The sequence below is a fragment of the Streptomyces sp. HNM0645 genome (assembly GCF_030056615.1).
Lineage (GTDB): Bacteria > Actinomycetota > Actinomycetes > Streptomycetales > Streptomycetaceae > Streptomyces > Streptomyces marianii.
This window is the reverse complement of the sequence record NZ_JASHLT010000021.1, coordinates 36131-60271: the sequence shown is the minus strand read 5'-3', so window position 1 is coordinate 60271 and position 24141 is coordinate 36131. Positions and strand designations below refer to the sequence as shown.

Annotated in this window: 22 protein-coding genes and 1 pseudogene; 17 read left to right on the top strand and 6 right to left on the bottom strand. The window is 72.1% G+C overall.

Annotated features, from left to right (window positions below):
• Positions 1–13: 13 nt before the first annotated feature.
• The gene (locus tag QMZ92_RS17390; protein ID WP_283298297.1) at positions 14–1159 is read right to left on the bottom strand and encodes an ABC transporter ATP-binding protein; all 1146 of its coding nucleotides are present in this window, start codon (positions 1157–1159) and stop codon (positions 14–16) included.
• A 154-nt stretch (positions 1160–1313) separates the two neighbouring features.
• Between QMZ92_RS17390 and QMZ92_RS17385 the strand changes: the two genes are divergently transcribed.
• The 4 genes from QMZ92_RS17385 (at position 1314) to QMZ92_RS17370 (ending at position 4902) form a co-directional block, all read left to right on the top strand.
• Complete coding sequence (locus tag QMZ92_RS17385; RefSeq protein WP_283298296.1) at positions 1314–2006, top strand: ABC transporter permease; 693 nt, start codon at positions 1314–1316, stop codon at positions 2004–2006.
• Positions 2006–2674, top strand: a complete 669-nt coding sequence (locus QMZ92_RS17380) for an ABC transporter permease (RefSeq protein WP_283298295.1) — start codon at positions 2006–2008, stop codon at positions 2672–2674. The genes QMZ92_RS17385 and QMZ92_RS17380 overlap by 1 nt, the downstream gene beginning before the upstream one ends.
• A 28-nt stretch (positions 2675–2702) precedes the next feature.
• Entirely contained in the window at positions 2703–3677 is a 975-nt protein-coding gene (locus tag QMZ92_RS17375; protein WP_283298294.1) for an ABC transporter substrate-binding protein, read from the top strand.
• A gap of 148 nt (positions 3678–3825) precedes the next feature.
• Positions 3826–4902 carry a hypothetical protein gene (locus QMZ92_RS17370; protein WP_283298293.1) on the top strand — a complete coding sequence of 359 codons (1077 nt, stop codon included), beginning with the start codon at positions 3826–3828 and terminating at the stop codon, positions 4900–4902.
• A 310-nt stretch (positions 4903–5212) separates the two neighbouring features.
• Here QMZ92_RS17370 and QMZ92_RS17365 read toward each other — a convergent pair whose 3' ends face one another.
• Together QMZ92_RS17365 and QMZ92_RS17360 are read right to left on the bottom strand one after the other, a co-directional pair.
• Entirely contained in the window at positions 5213–6355 is a 1143-nt protein-coding gene (locus tag QMZ92_RS17365) for an NADH-quinone oxidoreductase subunit D (RefSeq protein WP_283298292.1), read from the bottom strand.
• 574 nt (positions 6356–6929) lie between these two features.
• The gene (locus QMZ92_RS17360) at positions 6930–7925 is read right to left on the bottom strand and encodes an SAM-dependent methyltransferase (protein WP_283298291.1); all 996 of its coding nucleotides are present in this window, start codon (positions 7923–7925) and stop codon (positions 6930–6932) included.
• Positions 7926–8047: 122 nt separating this feature from the next.
• On the opposite strand from QMZ92_RS17360, the gene QMZ92_RS17355 reads away from it, so the two are divergent.
• Both QMZ92_RS17355 and QMZ92_RS17350 read left to right on the top strand, forming a co-directional pair.
• Positions 8048–9247 carry a sensor histidine kinase gene (locus QMZ92_RS17355; RefSeq protein ID WP_283298290.1) on the top strand — a complete coding sequence of 400 codons (1200 nt, stop codon included), beginning with the start codon at positions 8048–8050 and terminating at the stop codon, positions 9245–9247.
• Between the two features lie 90 nt (positions 9248–9337).
• Positions 9338–10015, top strand: a complete 678-nt coding sequence (locus QMZ92_RS17350) for a response regulator transcription factor (RefSeq protein WP_283298289.1) — start codon at positions 9338–9340, stop codon at positions 10013–10015.
• A gap of 125 nt (positions 10016–10140) precedes the next feature.
• Here QMZ92_RS17350 and QMZ92_RS17345 read toward each other — a convergent pair.
• Both QMZ92_RS17345 and QMZ92_RS17340 read right to left on the bottom strand, forming a co-directional pair.
• Positions 10141–10339 (bottom strand): annotated as a pseudogene (locus tag QMZ92_RS17345) (DUF5937 family protein); the annotation flags it as partial.
• Between the two features lie 423 nt (positions 10340–10762).
• On the bottom strand, positions 10763–12040 hold the full coding sequence (locus QMZ92_RS17340) for a threonine aldolase family protein (RefSeq protein WP_283298288.1): 1278 nt from the start codon (positions 12038–12040) through the stop codon (positions 10763–10765).
• A 249-nt stretch (positions 12041–12289) separates the two neighbouring features.
• Between QMZ92_RS17340 and QMZ92_RS17335 the strand changes: the two genes are divergently transcribed.
• From QMZ92_RS17335 to QMZ92_RS17290, 10 genes are all read left to right on the top strand, one after another.
• A complete protein-coding gene (locus QMZ92_RS17335) occupies positions 12290–13216 on the top strand; it encodes a Rossmann-like and DUF2520 domain-containing protein (protein WP_283298351.1) in 927 nt (308 codons plus the stop codon).
• Complete coding sequence (gene panC, locus QMZ92_RS17330; RefSeq protein WP_283298287.1) at positions 13213–14211, top strand: pantoate--beta-alanine ligase; 999 nt, start codon at positions 13213–13215, stop codon at positions 14209–14211. Before QMZ92_RS17335 ends, panC begins: the two co-directional genes overlap by 4 nt.
• Complete coding sequence (locus QMZ92_RS17325) at positions 14208–16001, top strand: L-aspartate oxidase (RefSeq protein ID WP_283298286.1); 1794 nt, start codon at positions 14208–14210, stop codon at positions 15999–16001. The genes panC and QMZ92_RS17325 overlap by 4 nt, the downstream gene beginning before the upstream one ends.
• 2 nt (positions 16002–16003) lie before the next feature.
• Positions 16004–17029, top strand: a complete 1026-nt coding sequence (nadC, locus tag QMZ92_RS17320) for a carboxylating nicotinate-nucleotide diphosphorylase (protein ID WP_283298285.1) — start codon at positions 16004–16006, stop codon at positions 17027–17029.
• 4 nt (positions 17030–17033) lie between these two features.
• Positions 17034–17831 (top strand): type III pantothenate kinase, encoded by a 798-nt coding sequence (locus QMZ92_RS17315; protein WP_017949716.1) that lies wholly within the window; start codon positions 17034–17036, stop codon positions 17829–17831.
• A gap of 156 nt (positions 17832–17987) precedes the next feature.
• Entirely contained in the window at positions 17988–18635 is a 648-nt protein-coding gene (locus tag QMZ92_RS17310) for a hypothetical protein (RefSeq protein WP_283298284.1), read from the top strand.
• 14 nt (positions 18636–18649) lie between these two features.
• Positions 18650–18838 (top strand): hypothetical protein, encoded by a 189-nt coding sequence (locus tag QMZ92_RS17305; protein WP_269729049.1) that lies wholly within the window; start codon positions 18650–18652, stop codon positions 18836–18838.
• A 152-nt stretch (positions 18839–18990) separates the two neighbouring features.
• On the top strand, positions 18991–19428 hold the full coding sequence (locus tag QMZ92_RS17300; RefSeq protein WP_502962079.1) for a BlaI/MecI/CopY family transcriptional regulator: 438 nt from the start codon (positions 18991–18993) through the stop codon (positions 19426–19428).
• Between the two features lie 9 nt (positions 19429–19437).
• Positions 19438–19977: an amino-acid N-acetyltransferase gene (locus tag QMZ92_RS17295; RefSeq protein ID WP_283298282.1), complete on the top strand. Its 540-nt coding sequence runs from the start codon at positions 19438–19440 to the stop codon at positions 19975–19977.
• Between the two features lie 172 nt (positions 19978–20149).
• Positions 20150–20488, top strand: a complete 339-nt coding sequence (locus QMZ92_RS17290) for a histone-like nucleoid-structuring protein Lsr2 (protein ID WP_283298281.1) — start codon at positions 20150–20152, stop codon at positions 20486–20488.
• On the opposite strand, the gene QMZ92_RS17285 is transcribed toward QMZ92_RS17290, so the two are convergent.
• Positions 20467–21069 carry an SCO3374 family protein gene (locus QMZ92_RS17285; RefSeq protein ID WP_283298280.1) on the bottom strand — a complete coding sequence of 201 codons (603 nt, stop codon included), beginning with the start codon at positions 21067–21069 and terminating at the stop codon, positions 20467–20469. The genes QMZ92_RS17290 and QMZ92_RS17285 overlap by 22 nt on opposite strands.
• Positions 21070–21498: 429 nt before the next feature.
• On the opposite strand from QMZ92_RS17285, the gene QMZ92_RS17280 reads away from it, so the two are divergent.
• Entirely contained in the window at positions 21499–24024 is a 2526-nt protein-coding gene (locus tag QMZ92_RS17280; protein WP_018892500.1) for an ATP-dependent Clp protease ATP-binding subunit, read from the top strand.
• Positions 24025–24141: the final 117 nt, after the last annotated feature.

The window sequence follows — 24141 nt, the reverse complement described above, 5'->3', positions numbered from 1 at the left end:
TTCCCCGGCGGGTTCAGCCGGACGGCACCTTGTCGATGTCCACCGCGGTGCGCGGTACGTCCTGGGCGTCCGCGTCGATGGAGCGGCGCAGGGCCTCGTGCAGGCGCCCCGGGGTCAACACCCCGAGGAAACGTCCCTTCTCCTCCTTGTCGACGACCGCGATCCACCCCGCGTCGTGCTGCAGCATCGTGGAGAACGCCTGCTTCAGCGAGGCGCCGACGGGCAGCCAGGCGTCCATGCGGCGCGCGTGCTCGCGCACCGTGCCCGCACCGCCGGCGTGTTCGGCGGAGATCCAGCCGTGCAGATCGCCGCCGCGGTCCAGGACGACGGCCCAGGGCGCGTCCAGTGTGCGGGGCATCGGCTCGTCGAGACGGACCACGGGCGGCTGCTCGAGATCGCCCTCCTCGACGGGGGTGACGGACAGCCGCTTGAGTCCCCGGTCGGCACCGACGAAATCCGCCACGTACGGGGTCGCCGGTGCCCCCAGTACGGCGGCCGGGGCGTCGAACTGCTCGATCCGGCCCTGGCCGTAGACGGCGATGCGGTCGCCGAGCCGGACGGCCTCCTCGATGTCGTGGGTGACGAAGAGCACCGTCTTGCGGACCGCGGCCTGCAGCTTGAGGAACTCGCTCTGCAGACGCTCCCGCACGACCGGGTCGACGGCGCCGAACGGCTCGTCCATCAGCAGCACCGGCGGATCGGCCGCCAGGGCCCGGGCCACGCCCACGCGCTGGCGCTGGCCGCCCGAGAGCTGTTCGGGGTAGCGGTCGCCGTACACGCGGGGGTCGAGGCCGACGAGATCGAGGAGTTCGGCGGCGCGCTCACGGCCCCTCGTGCGTTTCCAGCCGAGGAGGTGGGGCACGGTCGCGGTGTTCTCCAGGACCGTCCTGTGCGGGAAGAGGCCCACCTGCTGAATGACATAGCCGATCCGGCGCCGCAGTTGGACGGGATCGACTGCGGATATGTCCTCTCCGTCCAGGAGTATGCGACCCTCGGTCGGCTCGATGAGGCGGTTGACCATCTTCATGGTGGTCGTCTTGCCGCAGCCGGACGGTCCCACGAGCGTGACCAGCTCACCCGCGGCGACCTCGAAGGAGAGGTCGTCCACCGCGGTTGTGCCGTCCGGGTAGCGCTTGGTCACGTGCTCGAATCGGATCATGGTTCCCCATTGTGACGGGTGACGGCGGGCCTTGTGTGAAGGCGGTGTCGCCGGAACGCGAAGCTCCTCGGCGATTGTCGGTGGCGGGGGTTAGGGTCGGTTTCCGTTCGGCAACCGGTCGAACGGGCCGGGCGCGAGGACGGGGGGTGGGGCCATGGCGGGCCGGGACTGCCTGGTCACGAACGACTGGATCTGCGGTGAGTACCTGCGCTCCCGCAGCCAGGAGTTGATCGACGCCACGGTGCAGCACGTAGGGATCACGGGCGCCTCGGTCGCGATCGGACTCGTCGTCTCCTTTCCGCTGGCGCTTCTCGCGCGCAGCCGGCCCCGGTTCGCCGGCCCTGTCCTCGGGCTGACGACCGTGCTCTACACGATCCCGTCGCTGGCCATGTTCTCGCTGCTGCTGCCCTTCTTCGGCCTCTCGGCCGCCCTGGTGGTCACGGGCCTGGTGCTGTACTCGCTGACGATCCTGGTGCGGAACACGGTCGCGGGGCTGGAGGCGGTTCCCGCGGAGGCCCGAGAGGCCGCCCGAGGCATGGGCTACGGCCCGGCCCGGCTGCTCTGGGAGGTCGAGCTCCCGCTCGCCCTGCCCGCGCTGATGGCGGGCCTGCGGATCGCGACGGTCTCGACGGTCGCTCTCACCACCGTCGGCTCGATCGTCGGCCGCGGCGGCCTCGGCAATCTCATCGAGGACGCGCTGCCCAGCTTCTTCAAGGCGCAGGTGCTGACCGCCTCCGTGCTCTGCGTGCTCCTCGCGGTCACCGCGGACCTGGTGCTGCTCGGTGTGCAGAGGCTGCTCACGCCCTGGACCCGAATACGCGCCGCCGGGACCCGGGGGGCCCACTGATGGACGTTCTGGCCAGGACCTGGGCATGGCTCGGTACCGGTGCCAACTGGGCAGGGGAGGGCGGAGCCTGGCACCGGTTGGGCGAGCATCTGTACGTCAGCGGCGTAGCCATGGCACTGGCCTGTGCCGTCGCCCTGCCCGTCGCGCTGTATCTGGGACATGTCGGACGCGGCGGCGCGCTGGCCGTGAACCTGGCGAACGCCGGCCGGGCCGTGCCCGTCTTCGCGGTGCTCGCGCTGTTCATGGTCACACCGCTGCGCAGTGCCGGATACGTCCCGACGATCATCGCCCTGGTGCTGTTCGCCGTTCCGCCCCTGCTCACCAACGTCTATGTGGGCATGCGGGAGGTGGACCGGGCGGTCGTCGAGGCCGCGCGAGGCATGGGCATGTCGGGCAGGCAGCTCTTCGTCCGGGTCGAGCTGCCCCTCGCGTACCCGATGGTCATGACCGGGCTGCGGTCCGCAGCGGTCCAGGTCGTCGCCACCGCGACGATCGCGGCCATGGTCGGGCAGGGCGGCCTCGGCCGCATCATCACGGCCGGTTTCAACACGTACGACACTCCGCAAGTGGTCGCGGGCGCCCTGCTCGTGGCCGTGCTGGCCCTCCTCGTGGAGGCCCTGCTAGTGGCGGTGGACCGGCTGTTCAGTCCGCTCCGCAAGACCGTGTGACGACTCATTCCCCTGGATGGTGAACCTCATGAGCAAGACCTCGCGCATCGCGGGAGCGGTACTGGGCACCGTGACCCTGCTGGGCTCGCTCGCCGCCTGCGGCGGTGACAGCCTGGAGCAGGAGAAGGGCGGCGCCGGAGCCTCGGACGGCGCCGTCGGCGGCAAGGGCGCTCTCGTGGTGGGGGCGGCGGCCTTCACCGAGTCCAAGGTGCTCGCCGAGCTCTACGCGCAGGTACTGCGCGACGCCGGATACGACGTCTCCGTCACCGCGGTGAAGAACCGCGAGCTGTACGAACCGTCCCTGGAGAAGGGCGAAATCGACGTCGTACCGGAATACGCGGCCACGATCGCCGAATTCCTCAACGCCAAGGCGAACGGCCCGAAGGCCCCCGAGGAGAAGCCCGTCGCGTCGAGCGACGTCGCCGCCACCGTGGCCGCGTTGGAGAAGCTCGCGACCCCTCGCGGGCTGAAGGTGCTGCCCGCCGGGGACGCGGTCGACCAGAACGCGTTCGCGGTGAGCAAGGAATTCGCCGAGAAGAACAAGCTCAAGTCTCTTTCCGATCTCGGCAGGTCGAAGATCAAGGTCAAGATCGCGGCCGGTGACGAGTGCGAGGTGCGCCCGTTCTGCGCGCCGGGTCTGAAGAAGACGTACGGCATCGACGTGGCGGGCGTGGACCCGAAGGGCGTCGGCACCCCGCAGGCCAAACAGGCGGTCAAGGACGGTGAGGACCAGCTGGTCCTCACCACCACGACCGACGCCACGCTGGAGGGCTTCGGGCTGGTGCTGCTGGAGGACGACAAGAAGCTCCAGAACGCCGACAACGTGCTGCCCGTCGTCAACGCGAAGGACGCCGGATCACAGGAGATAGCCGACGCGCTCGGCAAGCTCACCCGCGCGCTGACGACCGAGGACCTGGTCGAGCTCAACCGGAAGGTGGACGCCGAGCGGGCCAAGCCGCAGGACGTGGCGAAGGAGTATCTGACGTCCAAGGGCCTGCTCTGAGGGCGGGCGCCCGAAGGCACGGAGCGAGCCGGAACGGGGCACTGACGAAGAGGGACGGCACGGCAGGTCGAAAGCGATGTGTTCCTGATGCGAAGAGATTGCCGGGCTGACCCCCCAATCGTCACCTACGCACGGTAAATTTCAGGCCATGCCACGTGGACGCCACCGCCATTCCCCACCTCTGCACAGGCTCCTTCCGCCTTCGGCGGTCGCCGGAGCTTCGGTCCTTTGTGCTTTGGGCGCCTGGCTGCTCTCCGATCCGGTCCTGCTCCGCACCCTGGTCGCGGCGGCCGCTGCCGCGGCGGTCACCGGCGCGGTCCTCATGCGCAGTTGGGACCGGTACGCGGGCCGCCGCGTCGCCGAGCTCACCCGTCTCCGCGCCAGCGACGCGTGGAAGACGGAGGAGCGCATCGCCGAGCTGGAAGCCGATCTCGACGAGTCCCGCGAACTGCGGACCAGGCTGGACGCCAAGCTCCGCGCCAAGCGGGTCGAGCTGGCCGGGCTGCGCAACGAGCACGCCGCCCTGCTCCGCCGGTACGCGAACGCGGAGACCGAGCGCGCCAGCGCGCTCGAGGGCCGCAGGCAGCTCGCGATCGAGGCGGGCTCGCCCAAGGAGCTTCCCGCGGCGGGCTCCACGCCGACGCCGTCCGCGTATCTGCGTGCGGCCAAGGCGCTGGAGGACCTGCCCCGCCGGGCCGCCGAGCAACAGGCCAAGCACACCGTCGAGGAGGCCCGCAAGCGCGACATCGCCGAGCGTGCCCGAGAGGCGGACGAGCCGCAGGGGAAGCACGCGGCGGCCGCCGGGGGAGCACAGCACGCCCGCCCGTCGTCCGCCGTCCCCGCCACTCGTGTGCCGGTCGCCGCGGCGATAGTCCCCTACTCCGGGCAGCGCCGGGCCGCCCGTCCGCAGGGCGGATTCGACTTCTTCGGCACCCAGGGGGCGAAGGCACCGGACGCCGGCGCACAGACCGCGGAAGCCGCCGGCTCCACCGGGCCGGACGTGACCGCCGGGGACGTCAGCCGGAAGAGGAAGCCGGTCGCGGCCCTGGAACCCGCTCAGCTCGCGTCCGTCCAGGACGAGGACCTCGCCGACGTGGTGGGCGAGGAGGCCCTGGCCCAGAGCAGGCGCACCGACGGACGCGCCGTGGGTGAGGTCATCGATCTGACCGCGCACGACGAGACGGAGCAGCTCGACGTCGCGCAGCTGCGCAGCGCGATCTCCTGATCCGGCGCGGTCGCGCCGCCGCGCTGCCCTGGGATCGGAAACGCCGGGCGGCCGTGCCGCCCGGCGTTCGTGGTGTCTGGGGCCCGACGGGCCGCTCGCCGTCAGGAACCGGGTGCCTCCCGGTGCCGCCGTGTGTCCGGCCGCGCCCGCTCGCGCGGCGGCCGTTCGCGTCGGTCTGGTCCCGGAAGCGCCGGCCCCCGCCGTGCGGATCCCGACCGAACCGCTCCGTGCGCCGGTCTCGGCGGTGTGCTTCGCGCCGTGCCGCCGGACCGCCGTACGCGCGGACGTCGTCGGCTCGCCCGGCCCCGCCCTACTTGTCGATGTCCCCGACCACGAAGAACATCGATCCCAGGATCGCGACCATGTCCGCGACCAGGGTGCCGGGCAGCAGCTCGGTGAGCGCCTGGATGTTGTTGTACGACGCCGAGCGGAGCTTGAGGCGGTACGGGGTCTTCTCCCCCTTGGACACCAGGTAGTAGCCGTTGATGCCGAGCGGGTTCTCCGTCCAGGCGTACGTGTGGCCCTCGGGCGCCTTGAGCACCTTCGGCAGCCGCTGGTTGACCGGCCCCGGCGGCAGCTCGGCGAGCCGGTCCAGGCAGGCATCCGCCAAATCCAGCGAGTTGTGCGCCTGCCACAGCAGGCACTCGAAACGGGCCAGGCAGTCCCCCTCGGTGCGGGTGACGACCTTCAGCGTCTCCTGGAGTTCGCCGTAGGCCAGGTACGGCTCGTCGCGGCGAAGATCGAAATCGACGCCGGAGGCACGGGCGATGGGGCCGGAGACGCCGTACGCGTGCGCCGTCCGACCGGTCATCACACCGACCCCCCGGGTGCGGCCCCGGAAGATCTCGTTACCGAGGACGAGCCGGTCGTAGACGTCCATCCGCGACCGTACCTCGGCGATCGCGCTCCTCGCCCGGCCGGTCCAGCCCGCGGGCAGGTCCTCCTTGAGGCCACCGACGCGGTTGAACATGTAGTGCATCCGGCCGCCGGAGATCTCCTCCATCACGTGCTGGAGGTCCTCCCGCTCGCGGAAGGCGTGGAAGATCGCGGTGATTCCACCGAGTTCGAGAGGGTACGACCCCAGGAACATCAGGTGGTTGAGCACCCGGTTCAGCTCCGCGAGGAGCGTGCGCAGCCATACGGCGCGCTCCGGGACCTCCATGCCGAGCATGCGCTCGACGGCCATCACGACGCCCAGCTCGTTCGAGAACGCGGACAGCCAGTCGTGGCGGTTGGCCAGCATGACGATCTGCCGGTAGTCACGCGCCTCGAAGAGCTTCTCCGCGCCCCGGTGCATGTAGCCGATCACCGGCTCCGCCCGCTCGACGCGCTCGCCGTCCAGGACGAGACGGAGGCGCAGCACGCCGTGCGTCGAGGGATGCTGCGGCCCGATGTTCAGCACCATGTCGGTGCTCTCCGCCGCGCCGCCGATGCCGATCGTCGTCTCCGTCATGGGCGACAGTATCCCTCGCGTGGGCGACTGATACGGAGCCCGCCCGCGGACCGGACGGGCATGTGACCGGGCCACCGGCGGGGGCCCGGTCAGGCCGCCGGCAGGGCCCCGGTCCGAGCGGTACTCGCCTGCCCTCCGACGCGTCCGTCGCGAGGCGCCGCACGTACCCGTCCTGGGCGGGCGTTCGAACCGTCCTGGGCAGGGAGCTGGCCACGGTCGCCCGTCCGGGGCCGGACCTCGACGGATCCGTGTCGGGAGCGTGTGAGTCCGTCGTCGGGCTCCCGTGGCGGCGCCGGCCCGCTGCCCGACGCCTGCGCGCGCCCGCCGCGACTACGCCTGCCGTCTGTCCGGTGTCCGCCTGTGCGTGCGGTGATGCCCTCGGCGGCGGGAGCCGGGGCGGGAGCGGGAGGCGGTTCGGTGTGAGCCGGGCAGGTCGGCACGGTACCGGTGCCGTTCGCGGCGGATCCGCGGCCGCGCACGGGCCGTCGCGTACTCGCGTACTCGCGTACTCGCGCCACGGCCCCGATCGCCGGAGCAGCCGTCGCCGTGCGCGCGGACCCGTGCCGACGGTGTCTCAGCCGGCCGGGACCGGCTGGAACAGCCAGGTGAAGTCGCCGAGGCCGCCCCGGGCGGTGAGTTCGGCGGCCTCTCCCGCGGAGGCCAGGGCGCGGACGTAGGCCGCGGGATCGGACGAGGCCAGGGCGAGCGGTGGCCGGGCACCGGAGATGCCGAGACGGCGCAGGGCGTCGCGCTGGCTCACCAGCTCCGCCCCGGGACCGGCGCAGGCGTCGAGGGCCACGTGCGCCGTGATGTCACAGCCGCCGTCGGGAACGGGACGCACCTCGCGCCCGCCGCTGAACCCGGTCAGCGTCCCGAAGGGCGGACGGTCGCCCGCGCGGTGGGCGTAGTCCACGGCGACCGCGAGTCCCGACTCCAGGCCCGCGACCGCCGCAGCCCAGGCTTCGTCGCGGGGCCGCCCGATCTCGGCCCGCGCACCCGGGCCGGCGGTCGGCCACCAGCGGTCCAGCCAGGCCGCGTCGGCCCCGGCGACCGGACCGCCGAGGCGTTCCTCGCCGTCGGCCCTGACCAGCACGTAGCGGCGGACACCCGCGTCGTCGGTCTCGGCGACGTCCACCGGGACGTTGTCCAGCCACTCGTTCGCGAACAGCAGTCCGGAGACCCCGGACGGCGGCCGCTCGCCCCACTCGATCCGAGGGTCGAGCCCCGCCGGCCGGGCGGCCCGCTCGACGGCGTAGGCGCGCACCGGGAAGCCGTCAGGCAGCGCCGCCAGCACTCCGGTCAGCAGTTCCCCGCGTCCCGCGCCGACGTCGACGAGCGCGACCTCCGAGACCCGGGCCGGCAGGCCCTCCGCCGTCTCCGTCAGCAGCCGCGCCACCGCGGCGGCGTACAGCGGGGACGCGTGCACGGAGGTGCGGAAGTGCCCTGCGGGTCCCTCCGGCCTCCGGTAGAAGCCCCGTGGACCGTACAGCGCGCGTTCCGTGGCCTCCCGCCAGGGAACCCACTCCGCGCCGTCGGCGTCCGCCGCCTCGTTCGTCGCCTGGTACGTCACGCGCCCCAGTCTCCACCTCGGGGAGCGCGCCCCGGTCTCCACCTTGGGGAGTAGGCGTCCACGGACCGGATCGGCCCTCCGGTTGACCCGGGCACCTTTCGTACGTGCCTACGCTGGGTTACGTGCAGCGCCTCTATGATTTTCTCCGCAGGCACCCGACGGGCGTCGACAGCTTCTGGGCTGTGATGCTCTTCGGGTTCTCGATGCTGTGGGTCTTCCAGGAGCACGTCGGGGTCGAGCCGCGCATCGCACCCGCCCTCGTCGTACTCCTCCTCTGCCTCTCCGTCGCGCTGCGCCGCCGAATGCCGGAGAAGATGCTGCTGCTGGTCGCGGGGATCGGCGTCGCGCAGCTGGCGCTGGACGTCGGTCCGAACCCGGCGGACTTCGCGATGCTCGTGCTCATCTACACCGTCGCCGCGCACGACGGACCGCGCTGGGCCTCCCACCTCGCGCTCGCCGGCGGCCTGTGCGCCGCCACGCTCGCCCAGATCCGTTGGCCCGAGCCGAGTATGAGCGCGGGCGCGAAGATCTTCTTCACGGTCGTCATGACCGTTCCGTTCGCCCTCGCCTGGGTGCTCGGCGACTCCCTGCGCACCCGCCGCGCCTACTTCGCCCAGCTCGAGGAGCGTGCCTCCCGGCTGGAGAAGGAGCGCGAGGCCCAGTCGAAGGTGGCCGTCGCCGCCGAGCGCGCCCGGATCGCGCGAGAGCTCCACGACGTCGTCGCACACAACGTCTCGGTCATGGTCGTCCAGGCCGACGGCGCCGCATACGTGCTGGACGCCGCGCCCGACCAGGCCCGGCAGGCCCTGGAGACGATCGCCTCCACGGGCCGTCAGGCGCTCGCCGAGATGCGCCGGCTGCTGGGCGTCCTGCGCACCGGTGACGCGCCGGAGAGCGGGGAGTACGTGCCGCAGCCGGACGTCGAGCAGATCAAGGAACTGGTGGAGCAGGTCCGCGGCTCGGGCCTGACAGTCGACTTCCGGATCGAGGGCACTCCGCGACCGCTGCCGAGCGGGGTGGAGCTCACCGCGTACCGGATCGTCCAGGAGGCCCTCACCAACACGCGCAAGCACGGCGGCCCGGATGCCGGGGCGAGCGTCCGGCTGGTCTACTTCGACGACGGCCTCGGGCTCCTCGTCGAGGACGACGGCCGGGGCGCGGCACACGAGCTGTACGAGGACGGCGGCGCGGACGGCAAGGGCCACGGCCTCATCGGCATGCGGGAGCGCGTCGGCATGGTCGGCGGGACGCTCGACGCCGGTCCGCGGCCGGGCGGCGGATTCCGGATCAGCGTGCTGCTGCCCCTCAAATCCGCCCACTAGCCTGCCCTCACCGGCCCGTCGGCCCGCCCGTCCCGCCGAATCCCCCTCCGCATCCGTCCCGCCCAGCCCCACGAGACAAGGACCCCGCCCATGCCCATCCGCGTGATGCTCGTCGACGACCAGGTGCTGCTGCGCACCGGCTTCCGGATGGTGCTTGCCGCCCAGCCCGACATGGAGGTCGTCGCGGAGGCCGGCGACGGGGCCGAGGCCATCGAGATCCTCCGCTCCACGGCGGTCGACGTGGTGCTGATGGACGTCCGTATGCCCCGGCTGGACGGGGTGGAGGCGACCAGCAGGATCTGCGCCCAGTCCGACCCGCCGAAGGTGCTGATCCTGACGACCTTCGACCTGGACGAGTACGCGTTCTCGGGACTCAAGGCGGGCGCCAGCGGCTTCATGCTGAAGGACGTGCCGCCGGCCGAATTGCTCGGTGCCATCCGTTCCGTGCACAGCGGTGACGCGGTGGTCGCCCCGTCCACGACGCGCCGGCTGCTCGACCGCTTCTCGCCGATGCTGCCCTCCCACGGGAAGGAGCCGGAGCAGAAGGAGCTGGAGCGGCTCACCGAGCGCGAGCGCGAGGTGATGTTGCTCGTCGCCCAGGGACTGTCGAACGGCGAGATCGCCGCCCGGCTGGTGCTCTCCGAGGCCACGGTGAAGACCCATGTGGGCCGCATCCTCACCAAGCTCGGGCTGCGCGACCGGGTGCAGGTCGTGGTGCTCGCGTACGAGAGCGGTCTGGTCCGCGCGGGCGGCGGCGCCGCGTCCTGACCGGCGTGCTCGCGTGGATCCGCGGCCCCCGTGCCGCGGCAGGCGACGTTCGCCCCGTCGCGACGCCCGGACGGCGACCCGCGGCGCTGCCGGATCGGCCGAGCAGGCCCACCACGAGGCGTCCGGAGGAAGTCGGCCTCGTGCGGCCGGTCGGCGAGGTCCTGCTCGAGGCCCGCGGCGGTCGCCGTCGCCCAGCCGTGCAGCCCCGGGTGGTGTCCCGGCTCGGCCAGTACGTGCAGGGGCCGCGCCCAGCTCGGCGAGCGGCGAGGGCTCGAAGGCGATGCGCTCGGGCGGCAGGCCCGCGGTGTCGATGGTGACGGTCACGGCTCCCCTGGTGCGCGGGGTGGGCGGTGCGCGTCGCTCCGGTTGACGGTCCTCGTCAATCCATGCGCCGCGGGATGCCGGAGGGGCCCAGCCTGAACGGCATGGACACCGTCCGGCAGCACATGTTCGAAAGCTCCCGCGCAGCGAGGCACGGCGAGGCGCCGCCGCCCCTCCCCGGCCCGTACGGCCTCGCCGTGCTCCGCTGCTGACTGGCGTCGCTGTGCGGCCGCCGCCGCGGTACGGAGGCCGGGACGGGAGGTGCGGTGCCGCGAGGGCGGAGCGCCAGCCGGGGACGGGCCACCAGGAGCGGCGCCCAGTCCGCCCCGCGTTCGCCGGTCCGCGGACGAGGCTGTTCCGCCTCGCGCGCCGGGGACGTCCGCCGCGGTGACGGTGACGGTGGCCGGGAGGGCGGGCGCCCGCCCGTCAGCCGCGCGCCCGCCCGCCCCCGGCCCGGACCCGCGCCATGAAGTCCGCGAGGGCCGCCCTGACGTCGTCGGCGGTCCACGAAAGTCCCGGAGAGGAGACCGTCACCTCCGTGGCGCAGACACCGGGAGGGCCGCACCGGGCCGGGAACCAGCTGCGAAACAGGGTCACGCCGGTCTCCTCCGCCTGCCGTACGCCCGCTTCGTCGAGCAGCTCGGCACCGAAGGGGAGCCACACCTGGAACTGGTGGGTGTGCGGCGGATCGGGATGCACCCGGAACCAGGGCACACCGGGTTCCTCCGCCAGCCCGGCCGTCAACGCCGCCGCGACGGTCCTCGCATGAGCCACGTACGACGGCAGCCTCGGGAGCTCCCGTTCCAGGCCCAGCAGCGCCGACAGCGCCGCCGGGTACTGCTGGAAGACCAGGCCGCCGTAGCGGTGGCGCCAGGCTCGTGCCTCCTCCACCAGGGACTCGGGCCCGGCAAGCACGGCGCCGGACAGGCCCGCGAGGGACTTGTAGAACGACACGTACACGCTGTCCGCGAGTCCGGCGATCTCGTCCAGTTCCCGGCCGAAACGGGGAGCGCACTCCCAGAGTCGCGCGCCGTCGAAGTGCACCACCGCATCCATTTCGCGCGCTGCCTCGACGACCTCCACCAGTTCGTCCCACTCGGGCAGCACGAAGCCGGCATCCCGCAGCGGCAGTTCCAGCATCAGCGTGCCGAACGGCTCGTCCAGGCCGCGTATCTCGTCCGCCGTGGGAAACCGCGGTTCCCGGGTCGGGTGGACCGTGCGCAGTCCGCCGACCGCACCCAGCGCGCCCCGTTCGTGGAGCTCGGGATGGGCGAGCGGATGCAGCGCGACCGTCCGGTTCCCCGTGCGCCCCGCCCAGCAGCGCAGCGCCACCTGCTGCGCCATCGTGCCGGTGGGGAAGAACGCCGCTGCCGGGAGGCCGAGCAGCGCCGCCACGCACCCCTCCAGCCGGGCGACGACCCCGTCGCCGTAGAGGTCCACGTGCTCGTCGAGGTCGTGGACGGCGCCCGCGTCGGCCGCCAAGGCCGCCAGCCGCTCGCCGAGCCGGCCGTCCGCGGGGCCGTGCCACAGCAGTCGCTCGGAAGCCCGCCAGGCCGTCAGTCTGCGGCGGCGCTCGGCCTCCTCGCCGCCGTCCCCTCCGTGTCGCTCCGGGGCAGTCGCCGGGTCCGCGCCGGTCGCCCCCTCCGTGCCGGCCCCCGGTCCGCCGGAGTCGATGGGCGGCGTCCCCTCCGCGTTCTGGGTCATGCTGCGATGATCGCCCATACCGGGCCGTCCCGTGCCGTTGTCCACAGGTCCCGTCCGTCTGGTGCCGGTACCGCCTCCACAGCCTGTGGACAAGCGGAAGCCCCGTCGAAACGCTGGCGTAGCATGGCGAGGAATCGTCCGGTACCCCCTGCGGACTGGAACGGAAGGCCGCGCGTGAACGCACCATCGCCAGCAACACCACCGGCACAGGAGCCGGTCGACCCCAAGGACCGTCCGGCCCGCCTCGCCGTGGGTGTCGTCGGCGCGGGCCGCGTCGGCCCGGCGCTGGCCGCATCCCTCCAGCTCGCCGGCCACCGCCCCGTGGCCGTCTCCGGGGTCTCCGACGCGTCCGTGCGCCGGGCCGCCGCGATGCTGCCCGACGTGCCGCTCGTCCCCCCGGCGGAGGTGCTCGCGCGCGCCGAGCTGGTGCTGCTGACCGTTCCCGACGACGTGCTGCCCGGACTGGTCGAAGGGCTGGCGGAGACCGGCGCCGTGCGCCCCGGCCAGCTGCTGGTGCACACCTCCGGGCGGTACGGCGCGGCGGTCCTCGACCCCGCCCGGCGGGCCGGGGCGCTCCCGCTCGCCCTGCACCCCGCCATGACCTTCACGGGCACCTCCGTGGACGTCCAGCGGCTGGCCGGCTGCTCCTTCGGCGTCACCGCGCCCGAGGAGCTGAGGCTCGCCGCGGAGGCCCTCGTCATCGAGATGGGCGGGGAGCCCGAGTGGATCGAGGAGGCCGCCCGCCCGCTGTACCACGCGGGCCTCGCCCTCGGCGCGAACCACCTGGTCACCCTGGTCGCCCAGTCCATGGAACTGCTGCGCACCGCCGGGGTCTCGGCCCCGGACCGGATGCTCGGCCCGCTGCTCGGCGCCGCGCTCGACAACGCCCTGCGCTCGGGCGACGCCGCGCTGACCGGGCCGGTGTCCCGCGGTGACGCCGGGACCGTGGCGGCCCATGTGTCCGAGCTGCGCGAGCACGCCCCGGGCATGGTCGCCGGCTATCTGGCCATGGCACGGGCGACCGCGGACCGCGCCCTCGCGCACGGCCTGCTCAAGCCCGAACTCGCCGAGGACCTGCTGGTGGTCCTCGCGGACGGCCACGACGCCGCGGACGGCCGGGGCCGCACGGACGGCCCGGGTGGCCCGGACGCCGCGGACGGAGAGAGCGACCGATGATCACCCCCCTGCGCACCGCGGCGGAGCTGCACGCCCTCGCCCCGGCGGCGCCCGCCCGCCGCGCCGTCGTCATGACCATGGGAGCCCTCCACGACGGCCACGCCACCCTGGTCCGTACCGCCCGGTCACTGGTCGGGCCGGCAGGACAGGTCGTCGTCACGGTCTTCGTGAACCCGCTGCAGTTCGGCGCCGGCGAGGATCTCGACCGTTATCCGCGCACCCTCGAAGCGGACCTCAAGACCGCGGCGGAGGCGGGCGCCGACGCCGTCTTCGCCCCCTCGGCCGACGAGGTGTACCCGGGCGGTGAGCCCCAGGTCCGGATCACCGCCGGCCCCATGGGAGAGCTCCTCGAGGGCGTCTCCCGGCCCGGCCACTTCGACGGGATGCTGACCGTCGTCGCCAAACTGCTGCACCTCACCCGCCCCGACACCGCGCTGTACGGGCAGAAGGACGCACAGCAGCTCGCCCTGATCCGCCGTATGGTCCGGGACCTGAACTTCCCGGTGGAGATCGTCGGGGTGCCGACCGTGCGGGAGCCGGACGGCCTCGCCCTCTCCAGCCGCAACCGCTACCTCTCGACGGAGGAGCGCCACACCGCCCTGGCGCTGTCCCGGGCCCTCTTCGCCGCCCGCGACCGGCTCGCCGCGCAGGTCGCCCTGCGGGCCCGGGCCGAGTCGGCACCCGCGTCCGACGCCAGGGCCGCTGCGTTGTCCGCGCTCGGCGAGGCCAGGGCGGCCGCAGACGCCCACGCGGTCGCCGCCGCCCAGCCCGGCGGCGGAGCCGACGCCGTGCGGGCCGCGGCGCGAGCCGTTCTCGACGAGGCCGCCAAGTCCTCGTCGCCCCTCGTCCTCGACTATCTCGCCCTGGTCGACCCGACCGACTTCTCCGAGGTCGCCGACGGCCACACCGGCGAGGCGATCATGGCCGTCGCCGCACGGGTCGGCACGACCCGGCTGATCGACAACATCCCCCTGACCTTCGGAGCCGCCTCGTGACGAGCACCGGTATACGGCTGAACGCCCCGGCCCCCGGCTGGGCCATCGACGCGGACGTCGTCGTGGTCGGATCGGGCGTCGCGGGACTCACGGCGGCACTCCGCTGCAGGGCCGAGGGCCTGCGCACCGTCGTGGTCACGAAGGCGCTCCTGGACGACGGATCCACCCGCTGGGCCCAGGGCGGCATCGCCGCGGCGCTCGGCGAGGGCGACACCCCCGAGCAGCATCTCGACGACACCCTCGTCGCGGGCGCCGGGCTGTGCGACGGGGAGGCGGTGCGCACGCTCGTCACCGAGGGCCCGGACGCCGTGCGGCGGCTGATCGCGACCGGCGCGCGGTTCGACACCGACGACGCCGGCGGTATCGCGCTGACCCGCGAGGGCGGCCACCACCGCCGCCGCATCGCCCACGCGGGAGGCGACGCCACGGGCGCGGAGATCTCCCGCGCGCTGGTCACGGCGATACGTGACGGCGCGGTCCGCGTCATCGAGCACGCGCTGGTGCTCGACCTGCTGACCGACGCGGAGGGCCGTACGGCCGGCATCACCCTGCACGTCATGGGCGAGGGCCAGCACGACGGCGTCGGCGCGGTGCACGCCCCCGCCGTGGTCCTGGCGACCGGCGGCATGGGCCAGGTCTTCTCCGCCACCACCAACCCGCCGGTGTCGACCGGCGACGGCGTCGCGCTCGCGCTGCGCGCCGGCGCCGAGGTGAGCGACCTCGAGTTCGTCCAGTTCCACCCGACGGTGCTCTGGCTCGGCCCGGACTCCGAGGGCCAGCAACCGCTGGTCTCCGAGGCGGTGCGGGGTGAGGGTGCCCATCTCGTCGACGCGTCCGGCAGCCGCTTCATGGTGGGGCAGCACGAACTCGCCGAGCTCGCCCCCCGGGACATCGTGGCCAAGGGCATCATGCGCCGCATGCAGGAACAGGGCGCGGACCACATGTTCCTGGACGCGCGCCACTTCGGTGCCGAGATGTGGGAGAACCGGTTCCCCACCATCCTCGCCGCCTGCCGCGCCCACGGCATCGACCCGGTCACCGAGCCGATCCCGGTCGCCCCGGCCGCCCACTACGCCTCCGGCGGCGTCCGCACCGACCTCCACGGCCGTACGACCGTCCCCGGCCTGTACGCCTGCGGCGAGGTCGCCTGCACCGGTGTCCACGGCGCCAACCGGCTGGCCTCCAACTCCCTCCTGGAGGGCCTCGTCTTCGCGGAACGCATCGCGAGGACGATCGCGGATACCCATGCGCACGGACCCGTCCCGCCGGCCGGTACGGACGGATCCCCGTCTGCCGCGGCCGTGGCGGACGGCCGGCCGGCTACCGCGGCCGGCGCTCCGGCGGAGAGGGGTTCCCGGGGCCCCGTACCGCTCCTCGTGCCCGAGGCCCGGCGCGAGATCCAGCGGATCATGACGAACGGCGCCGGAGTGCTGCGCTCCGCGGCGAGCCTGGATGCGGCGGCGGACGCCCTGGAGGCACTGCACCTGTCCGCGCTGCACGACGCCGAGGAGTTCGACAAGGCCGCCGAACCGGGCGTCGAGTCCTGGGAGGCCACCAATCTGCTGCTCGTCGCCCGGGTGCTGGTCGCCGCCGCCCACGAGCGGACGGAGACACGCGGCTGTCACTGGCGCGAGGACCACCCCGGGCGGGATGACGCCGGGTGGCGCCGTCATGTCGTCGTGCGCCTCACCCCCGACCGCCGCCTCGTGGTGCGCCGCACGGCGACCGAGGCCTTCCCGCCCGCCCGTCCCGCCTTCGTCCCCACCCCCACCGCCGACAGGGAGCCGTAACAGTGAGCACGTCCGAAGAACGTCCGGAGCCCGTGGACGTCCCGCTGATCCAGATCGGCGCCCGCGCCGCCGAAGAGCAGGGCTGCGGCGACGACTGCGGCTGCGGCGACGAGGTGTACGAGTGCGGCCTGGACCCAGACCTCGCCGAGCTGCTGGCCGAGTCCGGCCTCGACCCCGTACAGGTCGAGGACATCGCGCACCTCGCCATCGAGGAGGACCTCGACGGCGGAGTGGACGTGACGACCGTCGCCACCGTCCCCGAGGACGCGGTCGCCACCGGCGACTTCACCGCCCGTGAGGCGGGCGTCGTCGCGGGTCTGCGCATCGCCGAGGCGGTGCTCTCGATCGTCTGCACCGACGAGTTCGAGGTCGAGCGCCACGTCGAGGACGGCGACCGTGTCGAGCCGGGCCAGAAGCTCCTCTCCGTGACCGCCCGCACCCGGGACCTGCTCACCGGAGAGCGCAGTGCCCTGAACCTCCTGTGCCGCCTCTCGGGCATCGCCAGCGCCACCCGCGCCTGGGCCGACGCGCTCGAGGGCACCGGCGCGCGCGTGCGCGACACCCGCAAGACGACTCCGGGCCTGCGCGCCCTGGAGAAGTACGCGGTGCGCTGCGGCGGCGGCGTCAACCACCGCATGTCGCTGTCCGACGCGGCCCTCGTCAAGGACAACCACGTGATCGCCGCGGGCGGCGTGGCCCAGGCGTTCAAGGCCGTCCGGGAGACGCTGGCCGAGCTGGGCACCCCGGACCTGCCCGTCGAGGTCGAGGTGGACACCCTCCACCAGGTCCGCGAGGTCCTGGACGCGGGCGCGGACCTGATCCTCCTGGACAACTTCACGCCGGTGGAGACGGCCGAGGCCGTCGCGATCGTCGCCAGGCGCGCGGTCCTGGAGTCCTCCGGCCGGCTCACCCTGGCGAACGCCCGGGCCTATGCCGAGACGGGTGTGGACTATCTCGCGGTCGGGGCGCTCACCCACTCCTCCGCGATCCTCGACATCGGTCTCGACCTGCGAGAGGTCGGGGTCTGATCCGATGCTGCTCACCATCGACGTCGGCAACACCCACACCGTCCTCGGCCTCTTCGACGGCGAGGACATCGTCGAGCACTGGCGCGTCTCCACCGACCCGCGCCGCACGGCCGACGAACTGGCCGTGCTCCTCAACGGCCTGATGGGCATGCACCCGCTGCTCGGCGAGGAGCTGGGCGACGGCATCGAGGGCATCGCGATCTGCGCCACCGTCCCCTCGGTGCTCCACGAGCTCCGCGAGGTGACCCGGCGCTACTACGGCGACGTGCCCGCGGTGCTCGTCGAGCCCGGTATCAAGACCGGAGTACCGATCCTGATGGACAACCCGAAGGAGGTCGGCGCGGACCGCATCATCAACGCGGTCGCCGCCGTCGAGCTCTACGGCGGCCCTGCGATCGTCGTCGACTTCGGCACGGCGACGACCTTCGACGCGGTCAGTGCCCGCGGTGAGTACGCGGGTGGCGTCATCGCCCCCGGCATCGAGATCTCCGTCGAGGCCCTCGGCGTCAAGGGCGCCCAGCTCCGCAAGATCGAACTGGCCCGCCCGCGCAGCGTGATCGGCAAGAACACGGTCGAGGCCATGCAGGCGGGCATCGTCTACGGCTTCGCCGGCCAGGTCGACGGCGTCGTCCAGCGCATGAAGCGGGAGCTGGCGGACGACCCGGAGGACGTGACCGTGATCGCCACCGGCGGCCTGGCCCCCATGGTCCTCGGCGAGTCCTCCGCGATCGACGAGCATGAGCCGTGGCTGACCTTGATCGGCCTGCGCCTGGTCTACGAGCGGAACGTCTCCCGTATGTGAAACGCCGTGCGGGCGCGCCCGCACGGCGCGTGACGGAGTCGCGGCGCGCCCCGGGCGCCCGTACGCAGGGTCCGCACACACTGGCGCCGCACCGCACGCCGCGCCGCAAATGTGACGTTAAACGAAATTTGTCCGATTAGCGCGTATCGTCGGCCCATGCCCACGCCATACGGATCCCGCGGCGGCATGGCGTTCAGCGCGGACGAACTGCGTGTGCTCCGCCGCGCTCTCGCCATCGCCCTCAACCCCGACCAGTCCCGTCGCGCCGACCGGGGTGACGGCCCCGTCGCGAACACCGCCCAGGAGTGCCTGCGGCTCGCACAGTCCGTGGACGAGGCCGTCCGCGAAGCGAGTCGGCTGCGGGCGTTCCTGCTCGCCGACCTGGAGCGGTACCGCGACGCCCTCCCCGGCTCCGCGGGCGGCTATCTGGAGCTTCTCCAGGAGGCTCTTGCCGCCGGCCACGAACCCGCGCCCGAGGATCTCGCGGCTCTGCGCTCCCTGCGCCCCACGCCGCTCTCCGAGGTGCTCCTGGAACGTTGTCAGGGCCTCGCGGAAAAGCCCGTACGGGCCCGGTCGGCGGACCGTGTCGCCGCCCGTGCGTCCTCGGTGCCTCCGTCGCGGGCGCGGCTGCAGGCCCTGCCCGGCGGTCGTGCCGGTGCCGGGGACAAGCAGGAGCCCCGCCCGGCCTCACCGAAGCCCTCCCGCCCGGCTCCCCGCCCGGACCGCCCCATCCCCACGCCGGGCGAGGTCTTCCCGCCACGCCGCCGTCCGGCGCCCCCGCCGGAGAAACGGGCCGCCGGATAGCTACTCTGGAGGGCATGGACTACGTATCCGCGCTCCTGCCCCCGGTCGTGATGGCCGCGTTCTTCACCGCCCTCGTCGTCACGATCGTGAAGAGCCAGGGCGGCCCGAACAAGGCCAAGGAGGACGCTGCCGTGGACGCGGCGATCGCCCGCGCGGAGGCCGCCGGCCGGACCGCGCCGTCGGACCGTCCGACCGAGGCCTGACCCAGGCTCGCACTGGCTCCCGCAGGACGTACGGCCCATCACGGCCGTACGTCCTTTTTCGTACCCGAAGTACGTCAATAGCCGGCCATTACGACATCTCCGACTATGGTGGCGATGTGCCCCGCCAATTGGGAGAGCTCGAAGACGCCGTCATGACGCGCATCTGGCAATGGAACCGCCCGGTGACGGTGCGCGAAGTGCTGGAAGATCTCCAGCAGGAACGGTCCATCGCCTACACCACGGTCATGACCGTAATGGACAATCTCCATCAGAAGGGCTGGGTTCGCAGGGAAGTCGAAGGCCGCGCCTATCGATATACCGCGGTCTCCACCCGGGCCGCGTACTCCGCCGCACTGATGAACGAAGCCTGGTCGAAGAGCGACAACCCCGCGGCGGCTCTTGTCGCCTTCTTCGGCATGATGTCGCCGGAGCAGCGCCAGGCGCTCCGCGACGCGATCCGCGTCGTTCAGCGCGACCCCGAGGAAGAGGCTCCGGAGCCGGGGCGGGAAGGGCCTCCGCAAGGTGCGGCGGAAGGTTCTCCCGAACGGGACGCCGAGGGCGCCGACGGCGGGGGCGGGGCGGGGCGATAGCGTCCGGTCATGTCGTCAGAGCAGTCGCCTCCCAATGCCGCAGCAAATGCCGTCACGGTCCGCCGGGCCAGGACCGGCGATGTGCCGGCCGTGCGCCGCCTCGTGGACCCGTACGTGAGCGAAGGCATCCTGCTCGACAAAGCGACCGTGACGCTTTACGAGGACATCCAGGAGTTCTGGGTCGCGGAACGCGACTCGGACGCCCGGGTGGTCGGCTGCGGTGCCCTCCACGTGATGTGGGAGGACCTCGCCGAAGTCCGTACCCTCGCGGTGGACCCACAGTTCAGGGGTGCCGGCGTCGGCCACCACGTGCTCGGCAAGCTGCTGCACACCGCCCGCTGGCTGGGTGTGCGGCGGGTATTCTGCCTGACCTTCGAAGTCGACTTCTTCACGAAGCACGGGTTCGTGGAGATCGGGGAGACCCCGGTTGACGGAGATGTCTACAGCGAGCTGCTGCGTTCCTATGACGAGGGTGTCGCCGAGTTCCTCGGTCTCGAACGGGTGAAGCCGAACACCTTGGGTAACAGCCGGATGCTTCTGCACCTGTGATGCCGCTTGGGCGGCAAGCGGAAGCGGGACTCGGCCCGGCGCCGAACCCCTATGTCCGAATCGCGTACGTTTCCCGCGTTCCCCGGGTTCTGAACCTCTGCCGAGGGTTTGTGTTTTCCAGGGAAAAGCGGTTTCCTTTCCGCGTACTGCATTTTCGATGAAAGGAAATCCGGTGGCACAGAAGGTTCAGGTCCTTCTTGTCGACGACCTCGACGGCGGCGAGGCGGACGAGACCGTGACGTTCGCTCTGGACGGCAAGACCTACGAGATCGACCTCACCACCGCCAACGCGGACAAGCTCCGCGGTCTGCTCGAGCCCTACACCAAGGGCGGCCGGCGCACCGGCGGCCGTGCCGCGGCCGGCCGCGGAAAGGGCCGTGCCGCGGCCTCGACGGGCAGCAAGGACACCGCGGAGATCCGGAAGTGGGCGAAGGAGAACGGCTACAGCGTCAACGACCGCGGCCGCGTCCCCGCCGAGATCCGTGAGGCCTACGAGAAGGCCAACGGCTGAGCGTTCTTGTGCGGCCGGCCCGCATACGAACGCAGCAGACGGGCCCGGTGGCAGGCGTTCGCCGCCGCGTCCACGAGCCGTACGAGGTCGGGGGCGCCCCCACCGCCCCCGGATCCGGCGCCCGGGCGCCCCACGGCGCCGAACGTCGGCAGTGACGGCTCCACCTCGCGCCCCGGCTTCGGGGGCCGCAGCCACACGGCGGCCCCCTGAGGCGCCCCGGCCGGGTCCGCGAGCCCCGGGGGCACCGGTGCGGGCACGGATCCGCCCGGCCCGAGAGCGGTCAGCTCCAGGCCGATCCCGCCCCACTCCAGCCAGTCGAGCAGCCCGGGCAGCTCCTCGGCGCTGCCCGCGGCGACCAGGAGCAGAATTCTGTCTCCCGCCCTGGCGACCGGTCCGGTGCGCCGGCAGCGCCGCAACAGAGCCTTCCCGGCGTCCGCCGGCAGCTGCAGCGCGTCGAACCGCAGCCCGGTGATCAGCCGTACCGGTGGCCCTTCGGCCGTAGCCCAGCCAAGCTCGTTCTTGTACCACCTTGTGCTGCCGTCATCGAGCGGCACGCGAGGTGCCGGGAGAGTGAAGGCCATGACCCGGGAACTCCCGGAAGGACCCAGTGGTTACGCATCGTCGGGCATTCGTCACTCAAGGTGTCGGCGAGGAGGTGGTGAGGGTGTGTTCGAGGGCGCAAGGATGTTCGCCCGTAGCTGAGGGAACCGGTGCGCGCCGCATGGAGTGTCCGTCCATACGGGTAAGACATCCCTAGTGGGGACGGGTGACACGCGGGCTCTGGAGTCTCACGTTCGCCATCGGCGTACTGATGGCACGGGTAACTGCCTGGCCTGCGGGAACATCGTCTCGCACCATCGGGTTGGAGCATTTGTCGGCGTTCGGGGCAGGAGGCCACAGACGGGTGTCGGCAGTTGGAATGAGCGGTCCCCGCTTGCGGGACTAAGCTGCGGAAGGACAGGGAGGGGATCGACCCCTAACTGACTGACCGCTCTGAGGAGCGATTAACGATGTTCGAGAGGTTCACCGACCGCGCGCGGCGGGTTGTCGTCCTGGCTCAGGAAGAAGCCCGGATGCTCAACCACAACTACATCGGCACCGAGCACATCCTCCTGGGCCTTATCCACGAGGGTGAGGGTGTCGCCGCTAAGGCCCTGGAGAGCCTCGGGATTTCGCTCGAGGCGGTCCGCCAGCAGGTGGAGGAGATCATCGGCCAGGGCCAGCAGGCCCCGTCCGGGCACATCCCCTTCACCCCTCGTGCCAAGAAGGTCCTGGAGCTGTCGCTCCGGGAGGCTCTTCAGCTGGGCCACAACTACATCGGCACGGAGCACATCCTGCTCGGCCTGATCCGCGAGGGCGAGGGTGTCGCCGCCCAGGTCCTCGTGAAGCTGGGCGCCGATCTCAACCGGGTGCGGCAGCAGGTCATCCAGCTGCTCTCCGGTTACCAGGGCAAGGAGGCCGCCACCGCCGGCGGTCCGGCCGAGGGCACGCCCTCGACCTCCCTCGTCCTCGACCAGTTCGGCCGGAACCTCACCCAGGCGGCCCGCGAGTCCAAGCTCGACCCGGTCATCGGGCGCGAGAAGGAGATCGAGCGGGTCATGCAGGTGCTGTCCCGCCGCACCAAGAACAACCCGGTCCTCATCGGCGAGCCCGGCGTCGGCAAGACCGCCGTCGTCGAGGGCCTGGCGCAGGCCATCGTCAAGGGCGAGGTGCCCGAGACCCTCAAGGACAAGCACCTCTACACCCTCGACCTCGGCGCGCTGGTCGCCGGCTCCCGCTACCGCGGTGACTTCGAGGAGCGCCTGAAGAAGGTCCTCAAGGAGATCCGCACCCGCGGCGACATCATCCTGTTCATCGACGAGCTCCACACCCTGGTGGGTGCGGGCGCCGCCGAGGGCGCGATCGACGCCGCCTCCATCCTCAAGCCGATGCTGGCCCGCGGCGAGCTGCAGACCATCGGTGCGACGACGCTCGACGAGTACCGCAAGCACCTGGAGAAGGACGCGGCCCTGGAGCGCCGCTTCCAGCCCATCCAGGTCGCGGAGCCGTCCCTGCCGCACACCATCGAGATCCTCAAGGGTCTGCGCGACCGTTACGAGGCGCACCACCGCGTCTCCATCACGGACGAGGCGCTGGTCCAGGCCGCGACCCTGGCCGACCGGTACATCTCGGACCGCTTCCTGCCGGACAAGGCGATCGACCTGATCGACGAGGCCGGTTCCCGGATGCGCATCCGCCGGATGACCGCGCCGCCGGACCTCCGCGAGTTCGACGAGAAGATCGCCGGTGTCCGCCGGGACAAGGAGTCCGCGATCGACTCCCAGGACTTCGAGAAGGCAGCCTCCCTCCGCGACAAGGAGAAGCAGCTGCTGGCGGCGAAGGCCAAGCGGGAGAAGGAGTGGAAGGCCGGCGACATGGACGTCGTCGCCGAGGTCGACGGCGAGCTGATCGCCGAGGTCCTCGCCACGGCAACCGGCATCCCGGTCTTCAAGCTGACGGAGGAGGAGTCCTCGCGTCTGCTCCGCATGGAGGACGAGCTCCACAAGCGCGTCATCGGCCAGAAGGACGCCATCAAGGCGCTGTCCCAGGCGATCCGGCGTACCCGCGCCGGCCTGAAGGACCCGAAGCGTCCCGGTGGTTCGTTCATCTTCGCCGGCCCGTCCGGTGTCGGTAAGACCGAACTGTCCAAGACGCTCGCCGAGTTCCTCTTCGGCGACGAGGACGCGCTGATCTCCCTCGACATGTCGGAGTTCAGCGAGAAGCACACGGTCTCCCGCCTCTTCGGTTCCCCGCCCGGATACGTGGGTTACGAGGAGGGCGGCCAGCTCACCGAGAAGGTGCGCCGGAAGCCGTTCTCCGTCGTCCTCTTCGACGAGGTGGAGAAGGCCCACCCCGACATCTTCAACTCCCTTCTCCAGATCCTGGAGGACGGTCGCCTGACCGACTCCCAGGGCCGGGTCGTGGACTTCAAGAACACGGTCATCATCATGACGACCAACCTCGGGACCCGGGACATCTCCAAGGGCTTCAACCTGGGCTTCGCAGCCCAGGGCGACGTCAAGACCGGCTACGAGCGGATGAAGGCCAAGGTCAACGACGAGCTGAAGCAGCACTTCCGGCCGGAGTTCCTCAACCGTGTCGACGACACGGTCGTCTTCCACCAGCTGTCCCAGGACGACATCATCCAGATCGTCGACCTGATGATCGCCAAGGTGGACGAGCGGCTGAAGGACCGCGACATGGGCATCGAGCTCAGCCAGGAGGCCAAGCTCCTGCTGGCGAAGAAGGGCTACGACCCGGTCCTGGGCGCCCGTCCGCTGCGCCGGACGATCCAGCGGGAGATCGAGGACCTGCTCTCCGAGAAGATCCTCTTCGGCGAGCTGCGTCCCGGTCACATCGTGGTGGTCGACACCGAGGGCGAGGGCGAGGAGAAGAAGTTCACCTTCCGCGGTGAGGAGAAGTCGGCTCTGCCGGACGTCCCGCCGATCGAGTCGGCGGCCGGCGGCAGCGGGCCGAACCTGTCGAAGGACGCCTGAGCATTCCGAGCACACGTCAAAGGGGCTGCCCCCGGACCCGAGGGTCCGGGGGCAGCCCCTTTGCGGTGCCGCACGGTCAGGCGGCGGACTTCCGCAGCGGCGGCCCACGCCGGGTGG